Origin of the sequence: Candidatus Babela massiliensis, assembly GCF_000513475.1 — a bacterium.
Classification (GTDB): domain Bacteria; phylum Babelota; class Babeliae; order Babelales; family Babelaceae; genus Babela; species Babela massiliensis.
The window spans coordinates 1,076,299-1,094,890 of the sequence record NC_023003.1 but is presented as its reverse complement, the minus strand read 5'-3'; the positions used below and the strand labels follow the sequence as shown (position 1 = coordinate 1,094,890).

Here is an 18,592-nt window from a genome sequence, read left to right as displayed (position 1 = left end):
CTAAACATGCTAAAATTTAAACCATAAATTTCTACAAATTCGTAGAAGAGATCCATTCTAACATATTTAATACTTCTTGATTATCATTTTCTCGAGCCAAATCTAATGCATCTTCATCATTTTCATTTCTTATACTAACATCAGCTCCATTTTCAAGCAAAAATTCTACCATATTATTATTATCATTATTAATAGCATTCATTAAAGCAGTATTTCCTATCTCATCTTGTAAATTAATATTAGCTTTACCTTCTAAAATCAATATCTTTACGGCTTCTAATGATTCATCTTCAACTGCAATGAATAATGCAGTTTCTCCAACTTCATATTCTTTTAAATCTGGATTAGCTCTATGAGCTAACAAAAGTCTAATAAGATCTAAATTATTAGCTTCTACTGCATCCATTAAAGCAGTATAGCCTACTTTATTTTGTATATTAACATTTGCACCATAATTTAAAAGTAAATTAATTATTTCTAGATCAAGGTTTACTATAAGAGAACTATAAAACAAAGCCGTATTACCATTTTCATCCGTTTCATTAACATCCACTTCATTTTCAAGCAATATTTTTACTAATTCTTTATTTTGAGTGTAACAAGCATAAATTAAAGGTGTAACAACAACAGATCTATTAATATTTGATAAAAATAGATTTATACGATCGTCTTTAATCAAATCTCTCTTTTCAAGAGTATTTAAAAGTAAAAAAAGAGATCGTATGTATGGTATATTTTTATCTAAGATATATCTTACTAATAGAGTATGGTTATTAGATGTAGAATAATATTTATTACTTATATCAATATTATTTAATTCAATTGAATGCTTTATACTTGCTAAAACAATATCTCTTATATTAGGCAAATTTAACAAGTTAATTCCTTGAATTAGGTTCTCAAACAAATTAGGATTATCCTTATTGTTTTTTACAAACTGATTTACAGCATAGGGAATATAAGAATTTTCCCTTTTTAAAATAATATTTCTTAAATTTCTATTAACATGTGACAAATTTACTAAATTATTTAAATTAATAACAAAATCTCTAAAATCTTTATTATTATAAAAAAACTCAAAGATATAAAATTTCAATTCATTAGGAAACTTCTCTCCATGCATAGAGTTTAAACTTAAAATGTAAATGATTAAAAAAATAGTTAAAAGTCTATTTATTAAACTTCTCATTATAAATATTCCAAATATTAATAGATAAGCCAATTATAATATAGTTATATTATAATTATTTCAAATAGACATTGTCAATAAGAGCTTATAAATAGTAACCAAAATACAAACATTTGCAAATTTTATAATTATAAAATATCATAAATAATAATATTTATATTAATATAATCTATAGTACATATATTTGAATTATTATTTCTTAAGAAAAATGATAACTCAAAGTCTAATTAGGAAACTATATAATGAAAAAAATAGGAATAATAGGAGGAGCTGGACCAGAAGCTGGCTCCTTATTATTTAATATGATTATAAGAAAATTACAATCAGAAGGTAAATACAATGATCATGATTTTCCCGAGATTCATTTATTAAATTATCCTTTTTACTTTGCTATAAATTCTACATTAAAAGAAGAGCTCTTAAGAGAACAATTAAAAGAAGCACTTAATAAATTAGAAAAAAATAATGTAGATATAATAGCATTAGCTTGTAATACACTACATGCTTTAATACCTCAACATAATAAATTAATTAATATGATTAATTGCACTATAGATAATTTAAAAGAAAATAGTATAAAAAAAGCATTATTTTTAGGAACTTCTTATAGTGTAAAATTTCAATTATATCAAAATCAAAATATTGAAATCATATATCCAGAAAAGCAAGAACAAATCTTTATAGATAGTCTTATTAATTTAATTTTAAAAAATAATTATACTTATAGTGATTATAATAAATTAAAAGAAATTATATTTTCTAGTAAATATTCAAGTATAGAGTCTATAATTCTTGGATGTACTGAATTATCAGTACTATATTCAAAATATAATGAAAAATATGAGTTTATCACTGATCCATTAGATATATTAGCTAACAAATTATTAAAATCCTCATCTTAAAATGAGGATTTATTATAATTAAATTTTAAACTTCAACAAATCTAGGTTGCTCTTTTCCATCAAAAAAAACATTTGCTATAAATAAACTATAAGGCCTAACCCACCATATATCTTTTACAATATAAGCATACTTATGATTTGAAGAAACTGGTTTATAAATAACCATTTTAACAGAATCATCAACTTTGTTATTTTGCTCTACCCAATCAGCTTCAGTATTATAAGCAATCTTAACTACTTGATACAAATTGCCCTTATAATGTCTATATATTTGACCTTCTTTGACAATACGTTTATTCATAGATTATCTCTCTAATGTTTGATAAATACTATTTTTGTTCTTCAAACAATTTTTTAATCACGGATAAACTACCTGTTAATCCAGCAGCTTCATAAGGTACTACAACAAATTTGTTATCTTTACCATCCATTATACTACCAATAGCTTTTATATATTGAATAGTAGCCAAATAGGTCAAAGGATCTTTCTCATCAGATGCTTTCTTAATCATTTCAATAGCTTGAGCTTCAGATTCTACGATCTTCAAACGAGATGTAGCTTCAGCGTCAGCATTAATAACTAAGGATTCAGCAATACCTTTTGCTTTTAAAATATTTGCGGCTCTTTCACCTTCAGCTTGTAAAATCGATGCACTTTTTTTACCTTCTGATTCTATAATAATTGCACGTCTATCACGTTCTGCTTTCATTTGCTTCTCCATTGCATGTCTGATTTCAGCAGGTGGATTAACTTCTTGAAGCTCAACACGATTGACTTTTACACCCCATTTATCAGTTGCTGCATCTAAAATAAGAGTTAACTTAGTATTAATAGCATCTCTTGAAATTAAAGTTTCATCAAGTTCCATAGAGCCAATAACATTACGTAAAGTTGTTTGTGTTAACTTTTCAATAGCTTCAGTTACATTAACAACTTCATAAACAGCAGCTCTAGGATCGATAATCTGATAATATAAAAGTGCATTTATTTCCATATTAACATTATCTTTAGTAATAACATTTTGCTTTGGAAAATCATCAACACTTTCACGCAAATCTATTCTATAAGTAGATCTGATAAATCTGTTATATTTTTTATCAGAAGTTAAATAAGTCCATAATACATTTCTAGGTTTTTCTAAAAATGGTATAGTAAAGTGAATCCCTGGAGCTAACACTCTAGAAAACTTTCCTAATCTCTCGATTACTATAGCTTCTGATTGTTTAACTACATAAACTGACTTGATTAAAAAGTTTATAAGTACTATTGCAATAGCCAAAAATGCAATAAAAAAGTATGAAATCATAAAGATTCTCCAAAATTAATGTAATGTGATAAAATAAAATCTATGGCTATTAAGGTAGTAGATAAAGTATAACAGCTATATTAGCTATTAGTTTCTACTAAATTAACAAAATTTACAAATTTGAGTATAATTCTTAATAATTTATCTACCGAACCCTTTTGAGAAGCTAGCATTAAAGCTGAATATCCCAAACATAAATATATATTAAAAATAGACTTGCAATTATGGTTATTGATGAATTAAAAACAAACTCTTTATAAAAATAAGAGCTTCGATCTTTTGATATTTTATCTAGTAAATCTTTAGTATTTTTATCAATGCATGAATAAATTAGAATTTGAGTTATATCATTATGATCACTTTCAAAGACATCATAAGGAAATACTTCATAACCAAATTTAACAATATCATTGTGCTCTAGAATGGCACCTTTTTTAATTAAACTATACATTATACTTTTATATCCATTTTCTGAAGCATATAATAAAGCAGGCTTATTACTAAAACTATTTCTTGCATTAATATCTGCACCTAAATATATCAGCAATTCTACTATATTAAAATATCCTTTTTCTGAAGCTATTACTAATGAAGTACTACCCCAATATCCCACTAGATTTACATTGGCTCCCATTAGAATTATTTTAATAGCTTCTTCTAAATCTGCCTTAGAAGGATTAATAATATCTAATATTTCTTTTAAACATACATTAAGATTATACTTAGATAGATTACTATAATCAGTAAACACGATTCGATCTTTTAAATAACTAAATCTTTTTTCTTTTAATTTTATTACTTTATTTTTCAGATATTCATCATTAACCAGATCGTTAAATTTAAGACACGTCAAGCTTATATTTCTAATCTCTTGAACAAGCTCTTCTCTATTAAAATTAAATATATCATCCCAATTAGCAATACTATCTTTCAATATTTGTTCTACTATTAATAAAATCAATTCTTGAGGTAAACTTAATATGTTAAAAATTTCTACTTGCTCTATATCAAAATTTATTTGTACATCTAAATACCTTTTTTGACATTCCATAGAGTTAATATTATTTAAAAATATTCCTGATAATAAAAATGTAACTGTATATCTAATACTTTTAGTCATATAACCTTAACTTATTCTATAATTACTTTAGCTAAACTGGCTTAGTTTAAAATTAATTATATTTATAAAATAATCAAGAAGAAATGCATTTAGACTTGCCAGAACTTGACAAAATATTAAGTATAACCAAATAATCATTTTCAATAGCTAGATCTTTGGGCTTTTTCCCTTCATTATCTCTAATATTTCGATCACTGTTATTATCAATAAGTTTCTTAACTATTTTTTTATAACCTTTTAATACAGCCCAATGTAAAGCTATTCTTCCTTCATTGTCTTGTATATTAACACTAGTTCCTGCATCTATCAAACTTTGAATGATATTAATATCTGCCATAAAACCACAAACTACATAAATTAAAGCTGTTTTGCCATCTTCATCTTTCATATTAACATCAGCACCTGAATTAATAAGAAATTCTGCTATATCTTTATGACCTCTTAAAGCAGCAACCATTAACGCTGTTCTATCCTGAAAACCTTTGTCATTAATATTAGCTCTATAAGACACCAATATCTTAACTATATCTTGATAACCTGAATCAACAGCACAAATTAAAGCATTATCTTTCATACTACATTTAATATTAACATGGGCTCCAGCTTCAAGAAGTAATTTAACTATTTTTAAATAGCCTTTGTCACATGCCCACATTAAAGCCGTAAAACCATGATCATTTTGTATGTTTAAATCAGCTTTACATTTTATAAGAATTTTAACTATGAATTTATAACCATACTTACATGCCCAATGTATAACCGTATTACCTTCCTTATCCTGACAATCAGGATAGGCACCTATTCTGATTAAACAAATAGCTTCTTTTAAAATTTGCTCAAAACTACTGTTTGGTTTGGGAAAAATATATCCTTCTTTACTTAACATGTTCAGAGATTCACCTAACATAAGATGAATTTGACATTTGTTTAAACGTAAATATTGCTTTAGAGTACGTCCTTTTAAAACTTTCCATCTTTCGTTTATAAAATTACTTAAACAATAATCAGCTTTAAATAAGCTATTAAATTTTTTACAAGTTAAACGTAAATTTTCTATTTTTTCTATAACCTCTTCATCAAAATCAAACATATCATTACAATTATTCATGTATCCTTCAATTAGTATTCTAAAAATACTTACCCATAATTCCAACTCAAGACCCAATACAGCTTCTTCTTGTTTAGGAATCTCAATTTTTATCATAGATCTTAGATTGCTTAAAGATATGATTAGAATTATATAAAAAATCTTTATATTCATTTACCACCTTATATTATTGTATTTAACTTAAATATATTTAATCATAGTTATATAAATATAAAGGTAATGATATAAAAGTCTAATTGCAATATTTAATATCAGGTTATCTAATTTTGATTAACAATCAATCAAATTCGAAAAATAATTATAATTCACAACTATGTATATAATTTATTTATATTTGATTTCTATTAAAATTTATTATAATAAAAAATATAAATTTTATTGAAAAGAATACTATATTTGTTTTATTATTATTCAAAATATATAGTATTAGCCTTAGAGAAGTTTATTTATGTTAAAAAAATTATCCATTAGCTTACTTTTATTATCAAACAATTTTATTATCATATCAAACGAAGATTGCCTTGATAATAGTAAGCATACAAATACATGTGACGGTTACGATTATAAAGATTATCATAAAGTTAAATGCTATTGTCCTTGTGATAGATACCCACAACTGTTTGAAAGAGGAAAGTGTACTAAATGTGGCCATTATAGAGCACCTAAGCCACTTTTTAAAATTATCAACAAAAAAACTAACAGCATTTTAATAGAATAAATTTAGTTATTATAACTAACTCTAATTTTAATTTTCTCAATTATTTCTTTATCCCCCTTTTTTATTGCAAAATACAAAGCTGTCAATTTATCTTTTCTTTTAAGATTAACCAATGCACCAGATGAGATCAATTCTAAGGCTAAATTTTTATATCCTCTTCTAATAGCTATAATTAAGGCTGTATTACCATAACGATCTTGAGCATCTATATCAGCACCATATTTAATAAGCAATCTAATTACTGGAATATTCTTTTTCTCTGAAGCATAAATTAATGCTGACTTACCATTATCATTTTTAATATTAAGATTTGCTCCATTTGCTAATAAATATTTAACTCTCTTTAGATCCCCTTTTAAAGCAGCATCCATTAAATAAGTACAACCATATTTATCTTGTATATTTATGATTCTATCTTTGATACCTAAATAATATTTAAACCAACTTCCATATACTTTTTCACCAGCAATACTATTAACATCAGCACCGGATTCAATAAGCATTTTACAAAAATCTCTATTATGAACAACTATATTTAAAGCACTTTGACCGCAACTATTTTTCATATTAATATTAGCAAGTGTACATTCGGGTATTATAATTTCAGCTACCTCTTTTGAAGCAACCATTAAAGGAGTAATCCCTTTATTATTAGCAACATTAACATTTGCGCCAAAGTCAATAAGTAACTTTGTTATTATAGCATAGACTCACATGCCATTAGCAAAGGAGTATTTCCATTATCATCCCTAATATTAACCTCTGCGCCTCGATTAATAAGCAATTTAACTAAAACTATATTATTTGCTTTAATGACAAAAAATATAGGGGTTCGTCCTTGAGAATCTCTAACATTAATATCCGCTCCAGAATCAACAAGAATATTAATAATCTCTTCATAGTTTTTTCTTAAGGCTAAAATCAAAGCAGTTTCGCCAAAAATATTTTTAATATTAACATTTGCTCCAGAATTAATAAGTATTTTAACTATATTTTTATGACCACACTTTGCCGCCTTTATTAAAGCAGTTTCTTTAAACTTTAAATCATTAATATAAATATTTGACCCTAATGCAATCAGCGTAGGAATTATACTTATATCGCCCTCTTCAGAAGCAATTATCAGTATAGTCAATTATCAGTATAGTATTTCCTAATTCATCTTGAATATTAATATTTGCACCTGCGGCAATAATAACCTTTACTAAAAATTTATGCCCCTTTATATAAGAAAGTATTAAAGCATTATTGCCATTCCTATCTTTAGCATTAAAATCTGTATTATGTAATAACAAATTAACTGCTTCTGTTAAATCAGCTTGAGATAGTATTTCTTTATTTAATATTTCAATCAAATTTGCATTAAGTTCTTCTAATGATAAAATACTATCTTCTGATTCAAATTGATCTTTTAAAGTCATAAACAAATAGCAAAGTCTCTCTTGTTTTAAAATTCTTATGATCTTTATTAAGTATTCAGCATCAAAATAACTATTAAACTTTCGACAGATTAATCGTATATTTTCTATAACTTTTTTAAAATTTTCTTTATCAAAATTAAAGATATCTTGCCAATCTTTCATATGCTCTTTTATTACATTGGCAATAATATTTATCATTAATTCATTTGGCATACTCAATATACAAGCATATTGTTCATTTATTTTTTGAACTACATGCTCCATAGATACCAAATTATTAAAATATAAAATTGATATTATTGTTAAATATAAAGATTTTATTTTATGCACTTTAATCCATTTTATTTTAAGTATTTTGCTTATAATTAACGCCAGTTCGATATAAGAAAGAAGAAAAATAGAAAAAAAGAAAAGTTCCTTTATTATTTGTTAATAAAAAAACAAAAAATAAAGGAACAACAATGCTTATTAATATTTTCTGTCAAATCGATGATTTTTGCAAGCTTTTTGAAAAAGAAATTAAAATAAATTTATTGCCAAGCTCAAAAATACGTAAAAGAAGTTCTAATCTTACTATAAGTGAAATATTAACGATAATAGTTTATTATCACTACTCTGGTTATAAAACATTCAAAGATTATTATACAAAACATATACTTGTAAATATGAACAGAGATTTTAAAAAATTGGTTAGCTATAATAGATTTGTAGAACTAAAAAAATTATCAGTTATACCATTGGCATTATTTTTTAAGTTATATGGAGTAGCAAATTGTACTGGTATATCATCTATAGATAGCCTACCTTTAAAAGTATGTCATATAAAAAGAAAATCTTCTAATAAAGTATTTAAAGATATAGCAAAGAAAGGTAAAACATCAGTAGGTTGGTTTTACGGATTTAAATTACATTTTGTTATCAATGAGTATGGTTATATAATAGATTGTACTATTACTTCTGGTAATGTTGCTGATAATAATAAATCTACTGTTTCTAGTATTACTAAAAATATCTTTGGTAAACTTGTTGCAGATAAAGGTTATATTGGATGTTTTAATATGTTATTTGATAAAGGCATTCACTTAATTCATAAACTTAGGTCTAATATGAAAAATAAACTTCTTTCTTTTCAAGACAAACTTCTATTGAGAAAACGTGGTATTATCGAATCTGTTGGTAATATACTTAAAAATACTTTTAATCTTGAACACACTCGACATCGCTGTCAGATTAATTTTTTTGCTAATCTTTTTTCTGCTTTAATTGCTTATTCTTTCAAGCCTTCTAAACCTTCTTTTGCTATCTTGTCTTAGATCGAGTTCGCGTTAATTATACATAAATAAAATCCAGAAAAGAACCCAACTTAATAATTTATAAGAATTTCTACAAACGCTGTTCAAAAACCTTAAAAAGTTGAATAGAAGAAACAAAAAAAAGATACGTTTGAGTCTTTTTGGCCTTTTATACCAAGATAATATTAAAAAATCTCAATTTTTTTAATTTTCATGTGAACCCTATTATAAAAATTTTGTTTTGTATATCTTAATCCATTTGTATTCTAAGTATCATTCTATATATACTAAAATTTATTAATTTTTTACTCAAAGTATAATTTATATAATCAATATTTTTGCTTTATACCATTTTACATAATCTTTCAGAAAATTAGATTTTACTTTTACTATTCTAACTGATCTAAATTATTTATTTTACATTTTACTTATTTGATGTACATCTATTGTTTAATTATTTTTAACATTACTTAAATAATTCTTTTAGACTTTATTTTTTAATTAAATTAATATTATTATTAGTATTTAAAAACGTTTTAATATTATTAGATCATACTTTAATTTCATAAATTCAATTAATTCTTTAGGAAAATTAAAAATAAGTAAATCTAAACATTTTTCAAATCAAATGGAGTAACATAAAAAATGAAAATTCTTATCAAATCAACATTATTAACAATAATATTTGGTCCTATAAATGCCATGGATCATAAAAAAAATAATTCTGAATCTAATTCTCTTTCTCAAAAAAAAATTGAAATAAAATTACAAAAATACAAATCACTAATAGATAATATATTTAATCAAAATGCATACAATATAGCATTGGAAAACTCTTACAATTTAATAAATTGTCTAGAAAAAAGAAATAATAAGTTACTTAATCATATTGGTAAAAAGTTAGAAGATCATATAAATTACTGTCAAAGACTGTACGCAGAAAAAGTTAAAGCCAAAAAAAATGAAACAATAAATACTGAAACAGAAAAACTAATAGGAAAGCTTGAGATTGCAATAAAAAAGAATTTTAGAAAGTTTGGATATAAATATACTTCTAATTACTTAGAACATTATTTAAGAGAAAATCCCTTTCTAAAAAATTCTGAAAACTACTTAAGAAATCTTTTAGAAGAACATAAAGAAAAAACTTTAAATTTAGAGAAAAAACGAATTGAAGATGAATTAGAAAATATTCTAAAAGAAAGTATTGTTAGAAATGGTATTTTTGAACAAGCTGAGAAAGAAGCCTTAGAATATTGGAATGCTGAAATAAGTAAAAACGAAGACCTAATTAAGTTCACTAATTATTTTACAAATATCATAGAAAAATATAAAGATGAAAATTTCATTAATGAAATTTTGAATTTAGCAGTAGAGAAAATAATGGATGTATTAACCAATATTTTTAGAACCACTAATCATCCAGAAGCTTACAATAAGGCTTCAGAATATTTAGATTTTAATTTAAAAAATAATAATCTAGAGAAATTTAGAACAAGGTTAATAAATTTTAACAATAGATGCAAAAATAAAGCTTTATTAGCAAAACAATTAGAAGATATACTAAATGGTCATTATAGTAAACAAAATGAAGATAAAGCAATATTGTTAATAAATAAAGGGATCAGAATAAACTGGTTTTTGCAAACCGAAGAAGCCCTTGAAGCAATGTTGTTTAAAATTGTAAAGTTAAATAATTTTATTAACCTAATACCAGTATTAGTAAATAGAGGTCTTGATATTGATGCTAAAGATGAAGAGGGAAATACGGCTTTGATATTAGCTATTAAAAAAAATAAAAAAGATCTAGCTAAATTATTAATTAAGAATAAAGCTGATACCAACTCTAAAAACAGTACTGGTTATACAGCACTAATGATAGCTATTGCTAGAGATGATAAGGATTTAGTCGAAATGCTAATTATTAATGGCGCTGATATCAATGCTCAAGATAATAGAGGTTATACACCTTTAATCGTGTCAATTTGTAAAGGCCAAAAAGATTTAGTTGAATTACTAATCAAAAATAATAATATTAATATCAATGCCAAAGATAATAACGGATGGAACGCTTTGATATGGGCTATTAAAAAAGATAGTCTACTCTTAATGGAATTACTAACTAAAAATGGTATTGATATTAATGCTCAAGATAATAATGGACACAGTGTTTTAAGATGGGCCATTCATACAGGGAAAAAAGATTTCATCGAATTATTAATCAATAATGGAGCTAATATTAATATCAAAGATAACTATGATAATACTCCATTAATAATAGCTGTAAAAAAAGGTAGCAAAGAACTAGTTGAATTATTAATTAAATATAATACTGATATTAACTCTCAAGATAATATCGGTTATACAGCTTTAATGTGGGCAATTGATAAAAATAACCAAGAATTAGTGGAATTCTTACTCAGCAAAAATGCTGATGTTAATAGACAAGACACCAGAGGGTGGAATTCTCTTATGCTAGCAGTATATCTTGAGCATAATGACATGCTTGAATTGTTAATCAATAAAGATATTGAAATACCAGAAAACTTTGTTCCTACTTTACTAGAAAAAGCTACAAAAATAGGTAATAATAATTTGGTTAAATTATTAACTAGTAAATATGGTGATAATATTATATATCAAGAAAATAGTACTATCAATTCTATATTAAATATACCGCATGAATTAATATTATGTTTCATCGAGCAATTAATGAAATCTTATTTTAATAAATGGAACAATATCTTCAATTTTAATAAAGACTTTGACAAAGAAGTCTTTCGTCATGAAATAGAAAAAGTAAGATTGATCTGTAAAAAGTTCAATGATTGCGATCAATATTTCACTAATATTTCTAAAAGATTAAAACGAGAAAGATTTGAATATATAAAAAATCAAATTCGCAAAGAAAATAAATTTTCTCAAGAAGAGCTTGATTATTATTTACTTGAGGTGTTAAATGAGCGATTTCAATCTATTGAAGACGCTGAAATAGCTCTTAGTTTAATTTGGGCTGGAGCTAATATAAATCTAAGAAATGAAGAGGGAATCTCAGCCTTAATGTGGGCTACTTACAGGGATTACCAGAACATAGTTGAACTTCTTATTAATTCAGGTACTGATGTTAATATTCAGGACAAATACGGTAATACCGCTTTAATTGCAGCTTCTTCTTTTGGCCATAAAGAAATGGTTGAACTCCTTATCCAAGCCGGTGCTAATATTGATATTCAGAACAAATATGATAAGACTGCCTTGATGCACGCTATTATTCAAAACCATAAAGATATAGCCGAATTTTTGATACTATCCGGAGCTAATATTGATATTCAGGAGAAAGGCGGTAAGACTGCTTTAATGCTAGCTATTTCTTTTGGACATAAAGCAATCGTTGAACTCCTTATTCAAGCTGATGCTAATGTTGATATTCAGAACAAAGGCGGTGAGACTGCTTTAATACTTACCAGCATTAAAGGCAATCCAGATATAGCCAAACTTATAATTCAAGCTAACGCCGATGTTAATATTCAGAATAAAGATGGTCTTACTGCTTTAATTGCAGCCTCTTCTTTTGGACATAAAGCAATCGTTGAACTCCTGATCCAAGCCGATGCTAATATTGATATTCAGGAGAAATACGGTAATACTGCTTTAATTTGTGCCACTATGAATAATCAAAAACAAATAATACAATTACTTCGTAAAGCTGGCGCTGATGTTAATATTAAAAATAATGAAGGCTTAACAGCAATAGATATTGAAAATGAGAGATCTATATTTAATAAATGTATACTTTCTTAATTTGAAATTTGTCTCTAATATTCATACTTAACTTAATATTCACAAATACTGTTAACTAAGTGTTCAACATAAGGGTGATTACAAATCACCCTTATATTCTTTGATATATAATTTAATTCAAGAAATTACTCTTTGTACACTTATATCTTGATTACTTTTTCAGTAATTGGACAATTTCAGATAATAAAAATTTTTACAGACTATATTAATTATATAACAATCTTATTTGAAATAATATCAATTAAAAAGTTATTTTGACTTTGTTTTTGATTTACATTAATATTGTTATTAGTATTTAATAATCTAAAAATATCAATATATAAAACAAATTAAATAAATTTTCAATCAAATGGAGGAATATAAAAAATGAAAAAACACGTTCAATCAGCATTAATTTTATTGCTAACAAGTATCTCTAGTACTTTAATGCCTATGGAAATATCAAAAGATAATTCTATTAGAGGAAAACTCTCTGAAGAACAAATCGAAATAAAATTTCAAGAGTATAAAAAACAAATAGATAATTTTTTCAAGCAGAATTATGAAATAGCTTGTAAAGATTCTTACGATTTACTAAAGTCTTTAGAGATAAAAAATGACACCTTATTTCAACGTATTGGAAAAAAATTAGATGATCATATAAATAATTGCAAAGAATCCTATACCACTAATATAGAGGGCAATAAAGAAACGGAAAGAGTAAAATATAAGAGTAATATAAATCAGCTAATAGAAACATTTGAATCTGAAATAAAAAAACGTTTTAGTAATACTGATTATAGAGTAGCTTATAAAAATGCTCGGGAGTATATCAAAATCAATTTAGTAAAAAATGATTTTTTGAAAGAATATGAAGATCATTTAATGAATGTTTTAGAAGAATGCAAAAAAGAAGCTCTAGATGAAGAAAAAAAACGAGTTGAAAACGAACTAGAAAATATTTTTAAAGCAAATATTTTGAAAGATTATACTTTTGAACAAATTGAAAAAAAAGCTTTAGAATATTGGCATAATGAATTAAATAAAAATAGTGAATTTATAATATTTAATAATTACTTCATAAATCTTATTGGAAAATATAAAGATAAAACTTTAATTGAAATCCTTAAACAAGAAGCTCTAAATTCAGAGTTAAAACGAGTTGAAAATCAGTTAAAAATATTTTTTGAATACGAATTCTCTGATAAGTCTGAAGAAAAAACTTTAAATCACATCCAAGAGGAATTAGATAAAAATAATTATTTGGCTAAATTTAAAGATCATTTTTTAAGTTTAATTGAAAATTACAAAAGAGAAGCTCTAGCTTTAAAAGTAAAGCAGATCGAGAATGCTTTAGAAAGCGTTTTTAAAGAAAATGACTATGAAGAAGCTTGTAAATTGACGTCTGCCTTCTTAGAAAGTATCTTGAATCAAAAAATAGAATTTAAGCAATTCGAAGAACATTTAATAAACTTTGCTGAAAAATGTAAAAACGAAGCATTGGCATTAGAAATAAAAAGAAAAGAAGCTTTAGAGTTAGAAACAAAACTACAAAATACTTTAGAAAATATTTTTAAAGATAATGAATATGAACAGGCGTGTAAACTAGCTTCCGATACTTTGGCCACTAAATTATTACAAAATAGTCATTCCTGTCAAATTGGTAAAAGTTTAGTAAACTTCAAAAACCAACTTAAAGAAAAAACATATCTAACAAAATGTTTAAAAGCTTTATTACAAGACTATACTAAAGAAAATGAGAGCAAAATAATCAAACTGATAAACGATGGCGCAAATCCCAATTTATATGTTGATAAAGAAGGAACAACTGCATTGATGTATGCAATATCTAAAAATAATAAAACTTTAGTAGAATTATTACTTAACAATGGCGCTAATCCTAATTTGCAAGACAAAAAAGGCAATATAGCATTGATTCAAGCAATAAAAAATCAAAATCTTCAATTAGCTATACTTCTATTAAATAAAGGAGCTGATATCAATGCTAAAAATAGTAAGGGAGATACGGCTTTAACAGATTTAATAAAAAATAATTTCGGTCTTTCATTAATACGAAAATTAACATCGACTTTAGGAATCTACGATTCTAACGCTTATTATAGATATAATGGCCCTTATTTAGATAAAATATTTACAATTATGTTTTTATTGGCCTATGAACTAGATATTAATATCAAAAATAATGATAATCGAAGTGCTTTAGATATATATATAGAAAAAGATGATCCCTATTTACGTCAGATTTTCGATAAAAAAGTAATACAGGATAGAGCAAAATTTCTTAAAAAATTAAAAGAAATGCATGAACCAAATAATAATATTTGTGATATAGAAGTATTAAATGAAATTGAAAAGTTTATTGATAAAAATAAGAAAGAATATCCATCAAATGCATTACTCATAAAGGAATTTTTTGAATTATTTGTTAAACATTATTTAAAAAGAGTATTTGCTCCAGAAGAATCTTCACTAACTCGCCTAGAATTAAACTCTCAACTTCAAGAAATATTAGAGAAAGAATTATTGGATGAAGTCACTTGTAGAAAAATTGCTAAATTAATAATTGCAGGAGCTAATGTTAACTTAAAGGTCAATAATGAAAATATAATACTTAGGATTTTAAAATCATTTAACTTTGAGACTGAATCTAATTATCAAGTAGCATTAATTAAACTTTTAAGAATATACAAAGTAGATGTTAATGTCGTAGATAATAATAACAATAATGCTTTAATGATATGTATAAGCAATAATATTTCTACTAAAGATGAAGCAACTAGAATTCAAGAAATCTTAAATTATATTAATGATCCTAGCAGTAACCGCAATAACAATAAAAAATGTGATGTAATAGCAGAACTTATTAAAGCAGGCATAAATATTAATCATAAAAATAATCATGGAAATACTCCTTTAATGCATGCCATTAACCATATTATAATCGATTCTCTTAATTATGATATTATTGATTTACTAATTACTAAAGGCGCAGATCTTAATGCTATCAATAATGAAGACCGTAATGCATTAAAAATAATTGCTAATATGGCATTAGATGATAGCTTAAAACGCTATCAAAGACGACTACGTTTTAAAGTACTATCTCGATTGTTAAGTAATACTTATCTAATAGATATTAACCATAAGTTTGAAGATGGATCTACTCTTTTAATCTGGGCTGTAAAAAATAACCTTGGAGCACATGATGATCGCACAGAATTACTTGATGAAATATGCGCTAGAGGAGGATATACCTCACAAGAGCGTGAACAAAAAGAAGAACAAATAAAAACAAGTTTAGATGATCATACACCAATAGGTATAGTGAGAGGTCTCTTAAATTTTGTAAATTTAGATCTTAATATTAAAGACGAAAATCACAAAACTGCCTTAATGTATGCTGTTGAAAATCAAGATTATAAATTAGTAGAAATACTTTTGGGACTCGAAAAAGATACTAATTCTATTCCTAAAATAGATTATACCGTTGAAAATGAAAATGGCGAGACAGCTTTACTTAAAGCTATTAAAAATAATGATAAACAGATGATCGAACTTTTCTTAAAGGGAATGTATAATAAAAAAGCTTTTGTCAAAAATTTGTCTATTATAAAGTACGTAATTAACACTCCGTTTAAAGATGGATATACTCTTTTAATGAAAGTTGTTATGTTAAATAAAGCAGAAATTGTTAAACTACTACTATCACAACCTAATATAGATATCGAAGCTAAAACTCCTCGCGGAGAAACTGCTCGGTCTTTAGCACCAAGTAGTGATATACGTAAATCAATCGAAGCAGCATTAAAGGCTCAAAATGAAAATAAAAAATGGTATAATTTATTTTGAAGAATTTAATATTTTAAACAAATGAAATTATAAGATATATTAGTTGCATATTAAACAGTTATCTAAATAAGTTTTAGATAACTGTTTAATACAATAACAATCAAATCAGAACCATATTATCAATAAACATATTTAATAATTACTACTTTACATTATCAAATATCTTATTCTTTAAAATTAGATTCTTATTTTTAACTTTATCAGTTTCTTGTTTAAAGTTCTTATTTTTTGTCTTATTAATGATAAAAAAAGTAGCACCTACTAAAGCAACAGAGATACCGGATTTTAGCAAAATTTGATTTTTATTATCATCGGGCAATACTCCTTCACTACCAGAATCAAGAAGTATTCTAGCTAAACATGAATGCCCTCTTTCTTTTGCATATATAAAAGCATTTTTTCCTTCATTATCTTTTGTATTAACTACAGCTCCTGACTTAATAAGAAAGCTAGTTATATTCTTTTGTTCCCAATAAGTATAATTAGGTATAAATGAATGTATGCAATAAGAAGCAAACATTAAAGCTGTTCTTCCTTTATTGTCTTGAACATTAACATCAACTCCTTTAGCAACAAGGTATTCTACTATCTTTTGATTTTTGCGACGACAAGCAAGCATTAAAGCAGACTTTCCTTTATTATCTTTTATATGGAACTCTTCTCCTAGTTTAATAAGAAATTTGACTGTATCTATTTCATATCCCTCATAACAAGCACCAGAGGCAAGCATTAAAGCATTTCTTCCTTTATTATCTTTAGTATTAACTTCTGCTCCTGATTCAATAAGAAATTTTACCATATTCTTTTTATATTTATCGAAAGTATGAGCAGACGCAAACATTAAAGCTGTTCTTCCTTCATTATTTTTGGCATTAACTTCTGCTCCTGATTCAATAAGAAATTTTACCGAGTCTAAATCATCATTACGAGAAGCAAACATTAAAGTTGTATTACCATTATTAGTTTTAGCATTAACATTCAATCCTCTAGAAATAAATAATTCAAATATAGGTCTTTTTTTACCTTGTCCTGAAGCAGCCCAAATTAAAGGAGTAATCTTATCGTTATCTTGAACATAAATATCTGCTCCAGCAACAATAAGAGCATTAAATATCTCTATAAGTCCTTTATAAGAGGCCCACATTAAAGCGGTTTGACCTTTATTATTTTTTAAATTAACATCGGCTCCATTGGCAATAAGTAATTTAACTATATCTTTATAATAATCATAATAAAATGGATTCCAATATTCATGTATAGCCTCCATTAAAGCGGTATTTGCATCTTTATTTTGAGCATTAACATTTGCACCCGAGGCTATGAGAATTCTAATGATATCGCTATTTGGTTTTTTGGCAGCTATTATTAAAGCAGTATTTCCATCTTTATCTTGCACATCAATATTTGCACCTAATAATAACAATCTAATAACTTCTTTTTTATCTTCTTCTGATATCTTACATTGTTTTAAGATATTAATTAATTTTGTATCAAGCTCTTCTAATGATAAATTACTATCATCTGATTTAAATTGTGCTTTTGTACTATTAAATAAATATTTAAATCTTTCTTGCTTTAAAATTTTTATAATTTCTATCAAGTACTCATCACTAAAGCAATTATTAAATGCTTGGCAAGTTAAACGTATATTTTCTATAGCTTTTTTAAAATTTTCTTTATCAAAATTAAATATATCTTGCCAATCTTTCATATATTCTTTTACCACATTAGCAAGAATAGTTACTATCAACTCATTGGGCATACTTAATATATAAGCATCTTGTTCAATTTCTTGAATTGCAATAGACTGATCCATGGCTATCACATTATTAAAATATAAAATTGATATTAAGTATAAAGATTTTATTTTATGCACTTTTAGTCC

At 25.4% G+C, this 18,592-nt stretch carries 14 protein-coding genes; 5 read left to right on the top strand and 9 right to left on the bottom strand.

From position 1 onward, the window contains the following. Window positions 1–31: 31 nt before the first annotated feature. The gene (locus BABL1_RS04935) at window positions 32–1,189 is read right to left on the bottom strand and encodes an ankyrin repeat domain-containing protein (protein WP_023793075.1); all 1,158 of its coding nucleotides are present in this window, start codon (window positions 1,187–1,189) and stop codon (window positions 32–34) included. A gap of 242 nt (window positions 1,190–1,431) precedes the next feature. Here BABL1_RS04935 and BABL1_RS04930 point away from each other — a divergent pair, with 242 nt between their 5' ends. Then, window positions 1,432–2,091, top strand: coding sequence for an aspartate/glutamate racemase family protein (locus BABL1_RS04930; protein WP_023793074.1), 660 nt, complete (start codon window positions 1,432–1,434; stop codon window positions 2,089–2,091). A 25-nt stretch (window positions 2,092–2,116) separates the two neighbouring features. Here the strand turns inward: BABL1_RS04930 and BABL1_RS04925 are convergent, their stop codons facing one another. The 4 genes from BABL1_RS04925 to BABL1_RS04910 form a co-directional block, all read right to left on the bottom strand. Next, on the bottom strand, window positions 2,117–2,392 hold the full coding sequence (locus tag BABL1_RS04925) for a DUF1653 domain-containing protein (RefSeq protein WP_023793072.1): 276 nt from the start codon (window positions 2,390–2,392) through the stop codon (window positions 2,117–2,119). 28 nt (window positions 2,393–2,420) lie between these two features. Further along, on the bottom strand, window positions 2,421–3,398 hold the full coding sequence (locus BABL1_RS04920) for an SPFH domain-containing protein (RefSeq protein WP_023793070.1): 978 nt from the start codon (window positions 3,396–3,398) through the stop codon (window positions 2,421–2,423). Window positions 3,399–3,570: 172 nt separating this feature from the next. Continuing rightward, on the bottom strand, window positions 3,571–4,518 hold the full coding sequence (locus BABL1_RS04915) for an ankyrin repeat domain-containing protein (RefSeq protein ID WP_023793069.1): 948 nt from the start codon (window positions 4,516–4,518) through the stop codon (window positions 3,571–3,573). A gap of 73 nt (window positions 4,519–4,591) precedes the next feature. After that, the gene (locus tag BABL1_RS04910; protein WP_023793068.1) at window positions 4,592–5,779 is read right to left on the bottom strand and encodes an ankyrin repeat domain-containing protein; all 1,188 of its coding nucleotides are present in this window, start codon (window positions 5,777–5,779) and stop codon (window positions 4,592–4,594) included. A 295-nt stretch (window positions 5,780–6,074) separates the two neighbouring features. Here BABL1_RS04910 and BABL1_RS04905 point away from each other — a divergent pair, with 295 nt between their 5' ends. After that, complete coding sequence (locus BABL1_RS04905; protein ID WP_023793067.1) at window positions 6,075–6,344, top strand: hypothetical protein; 270 nt, start codon at window positions 6,075–6,077, stop codon at window positions 6,342–6,344. Window positions 6,345–6,346: 2 nt separating this feature from the next. Here BABL1_RS04905 and BABL1_RS04900 read toward each other — a convergent pair whose 3' ends face one another. Genes BABL1_RS04900 through BABL1_RS05350 form a run of 3 tightly spaced genes read right to left on the bottom strand, consistent with a single transcriptional unit; the run spans window position 6,347 to window position 8,095 of the window. Next, window positions 6,347–7,042: an ankyrin repeat domain-containing protein gene (locus BABL1_RS04900; protein WP_275039639.1), complete on the bottom strand. Its 696-nt coding sequence runs from the start codon at window positions 7,040–7,042 to the stop codon at window positions 6,347–6,349. Continuing rightward, the gene (locus BABL1_RS05355) at window positions 7,042–7,479 is read right to left on the bottom strand and encodes an ankyrin repeat domain-containing protein (RefSeq protein WP_023793065.1); all 438 of its coding nucleotides are present in this window, start codon (window positions 7,477–7,479) and stop codon (window positions 7,042–7,044) included. Before BABL1_RS05355 ends, BABL1_RS04900 begins: the two co-directional genes overlap by 1 nt. Next, window positions 7,454–8,095 carry an ankyrin repeat domain-containing protein gene (locus BABL1_RS05350; RefSeq protein WP_023793063.1) on the bottom strand — a complete coding sequence of 214 codons (642 nt, stop codon included), beginning with the start codon at window positions 8,093–8,095 and terminating at the stop codon, window positions 7,454–7,456. Before BABL1_RS05350 ends, BABL1_RS05355 begins: the two co-directional genes overlap by 26 nt. 131 nt (window positions 8,096–8,226) lie before the next feature. Here BABL1_RS05350 and BABL1_RS04890 point away from each other — a divergent pair, with 131 nt between their 5' ends. The 3 genes from BABL1_RS04890 to BABL1_RS04880 all read left to right on the top strand — a co-directional run bounded on the left by BABL1_RS04890 (window position 8,227) and on the right by BABL1_RS04880 (window position 16,707). Then, entirely contained in the window at window positions 8,227–9,078 is an 852-nt protein-coding gene (locus tag BABL1_RS04890; RefSeq protein ID WP_023793062.1) for an IS982 family transposase, read from the top strand. Window positions 9,079–9,702: 624 nt separating this feature from the next. Then, window positions 9,703–12,858 carry an ankyrin repeat domain-containing protein gene (locus BABL1_RS04885; RefSeq protein WP_023793060.1) on the top strand — a complete coding sequence of 1,052 codons (3,156 nt, stop codon included), beginning with the start codon at window positions 9,703–9,705 and terminating at the stop codon, window positions 12,856–12,858. Window positions 12,859–13,224: 366 nt separating this feature from the next. Further along, window positions 13,225–16,707, top strand: a complete 3,483-nt coding sequence (locus tag BABL1_RS04880; protein ID WP_023793059.1) for an ankyrin repeat domain-containing protein — start codon at window positions 13,225–13,227, stop codon at window positions 16,705–16,707. Window positions 16,708–16,849: 142 nt separating this feature from the next. Here the strand turns inward: BABL1_RS04880 and BABL1_RS04875 are convergent, their stop codons facing one another. Continuing rightward, window positions 16,850–18,583, bottom strand: a complete 1,734-nt coding sequence (locus BABL1_RS04875) for an ankyrin repeat domain-containing protein (protein ID WP_023793057.1) — start codon at window positions 18,581–18,583, stop codon at window positions 16,850–16,852. Window positions 18,584–18,592: the final 9 nt, after the last annotated feature.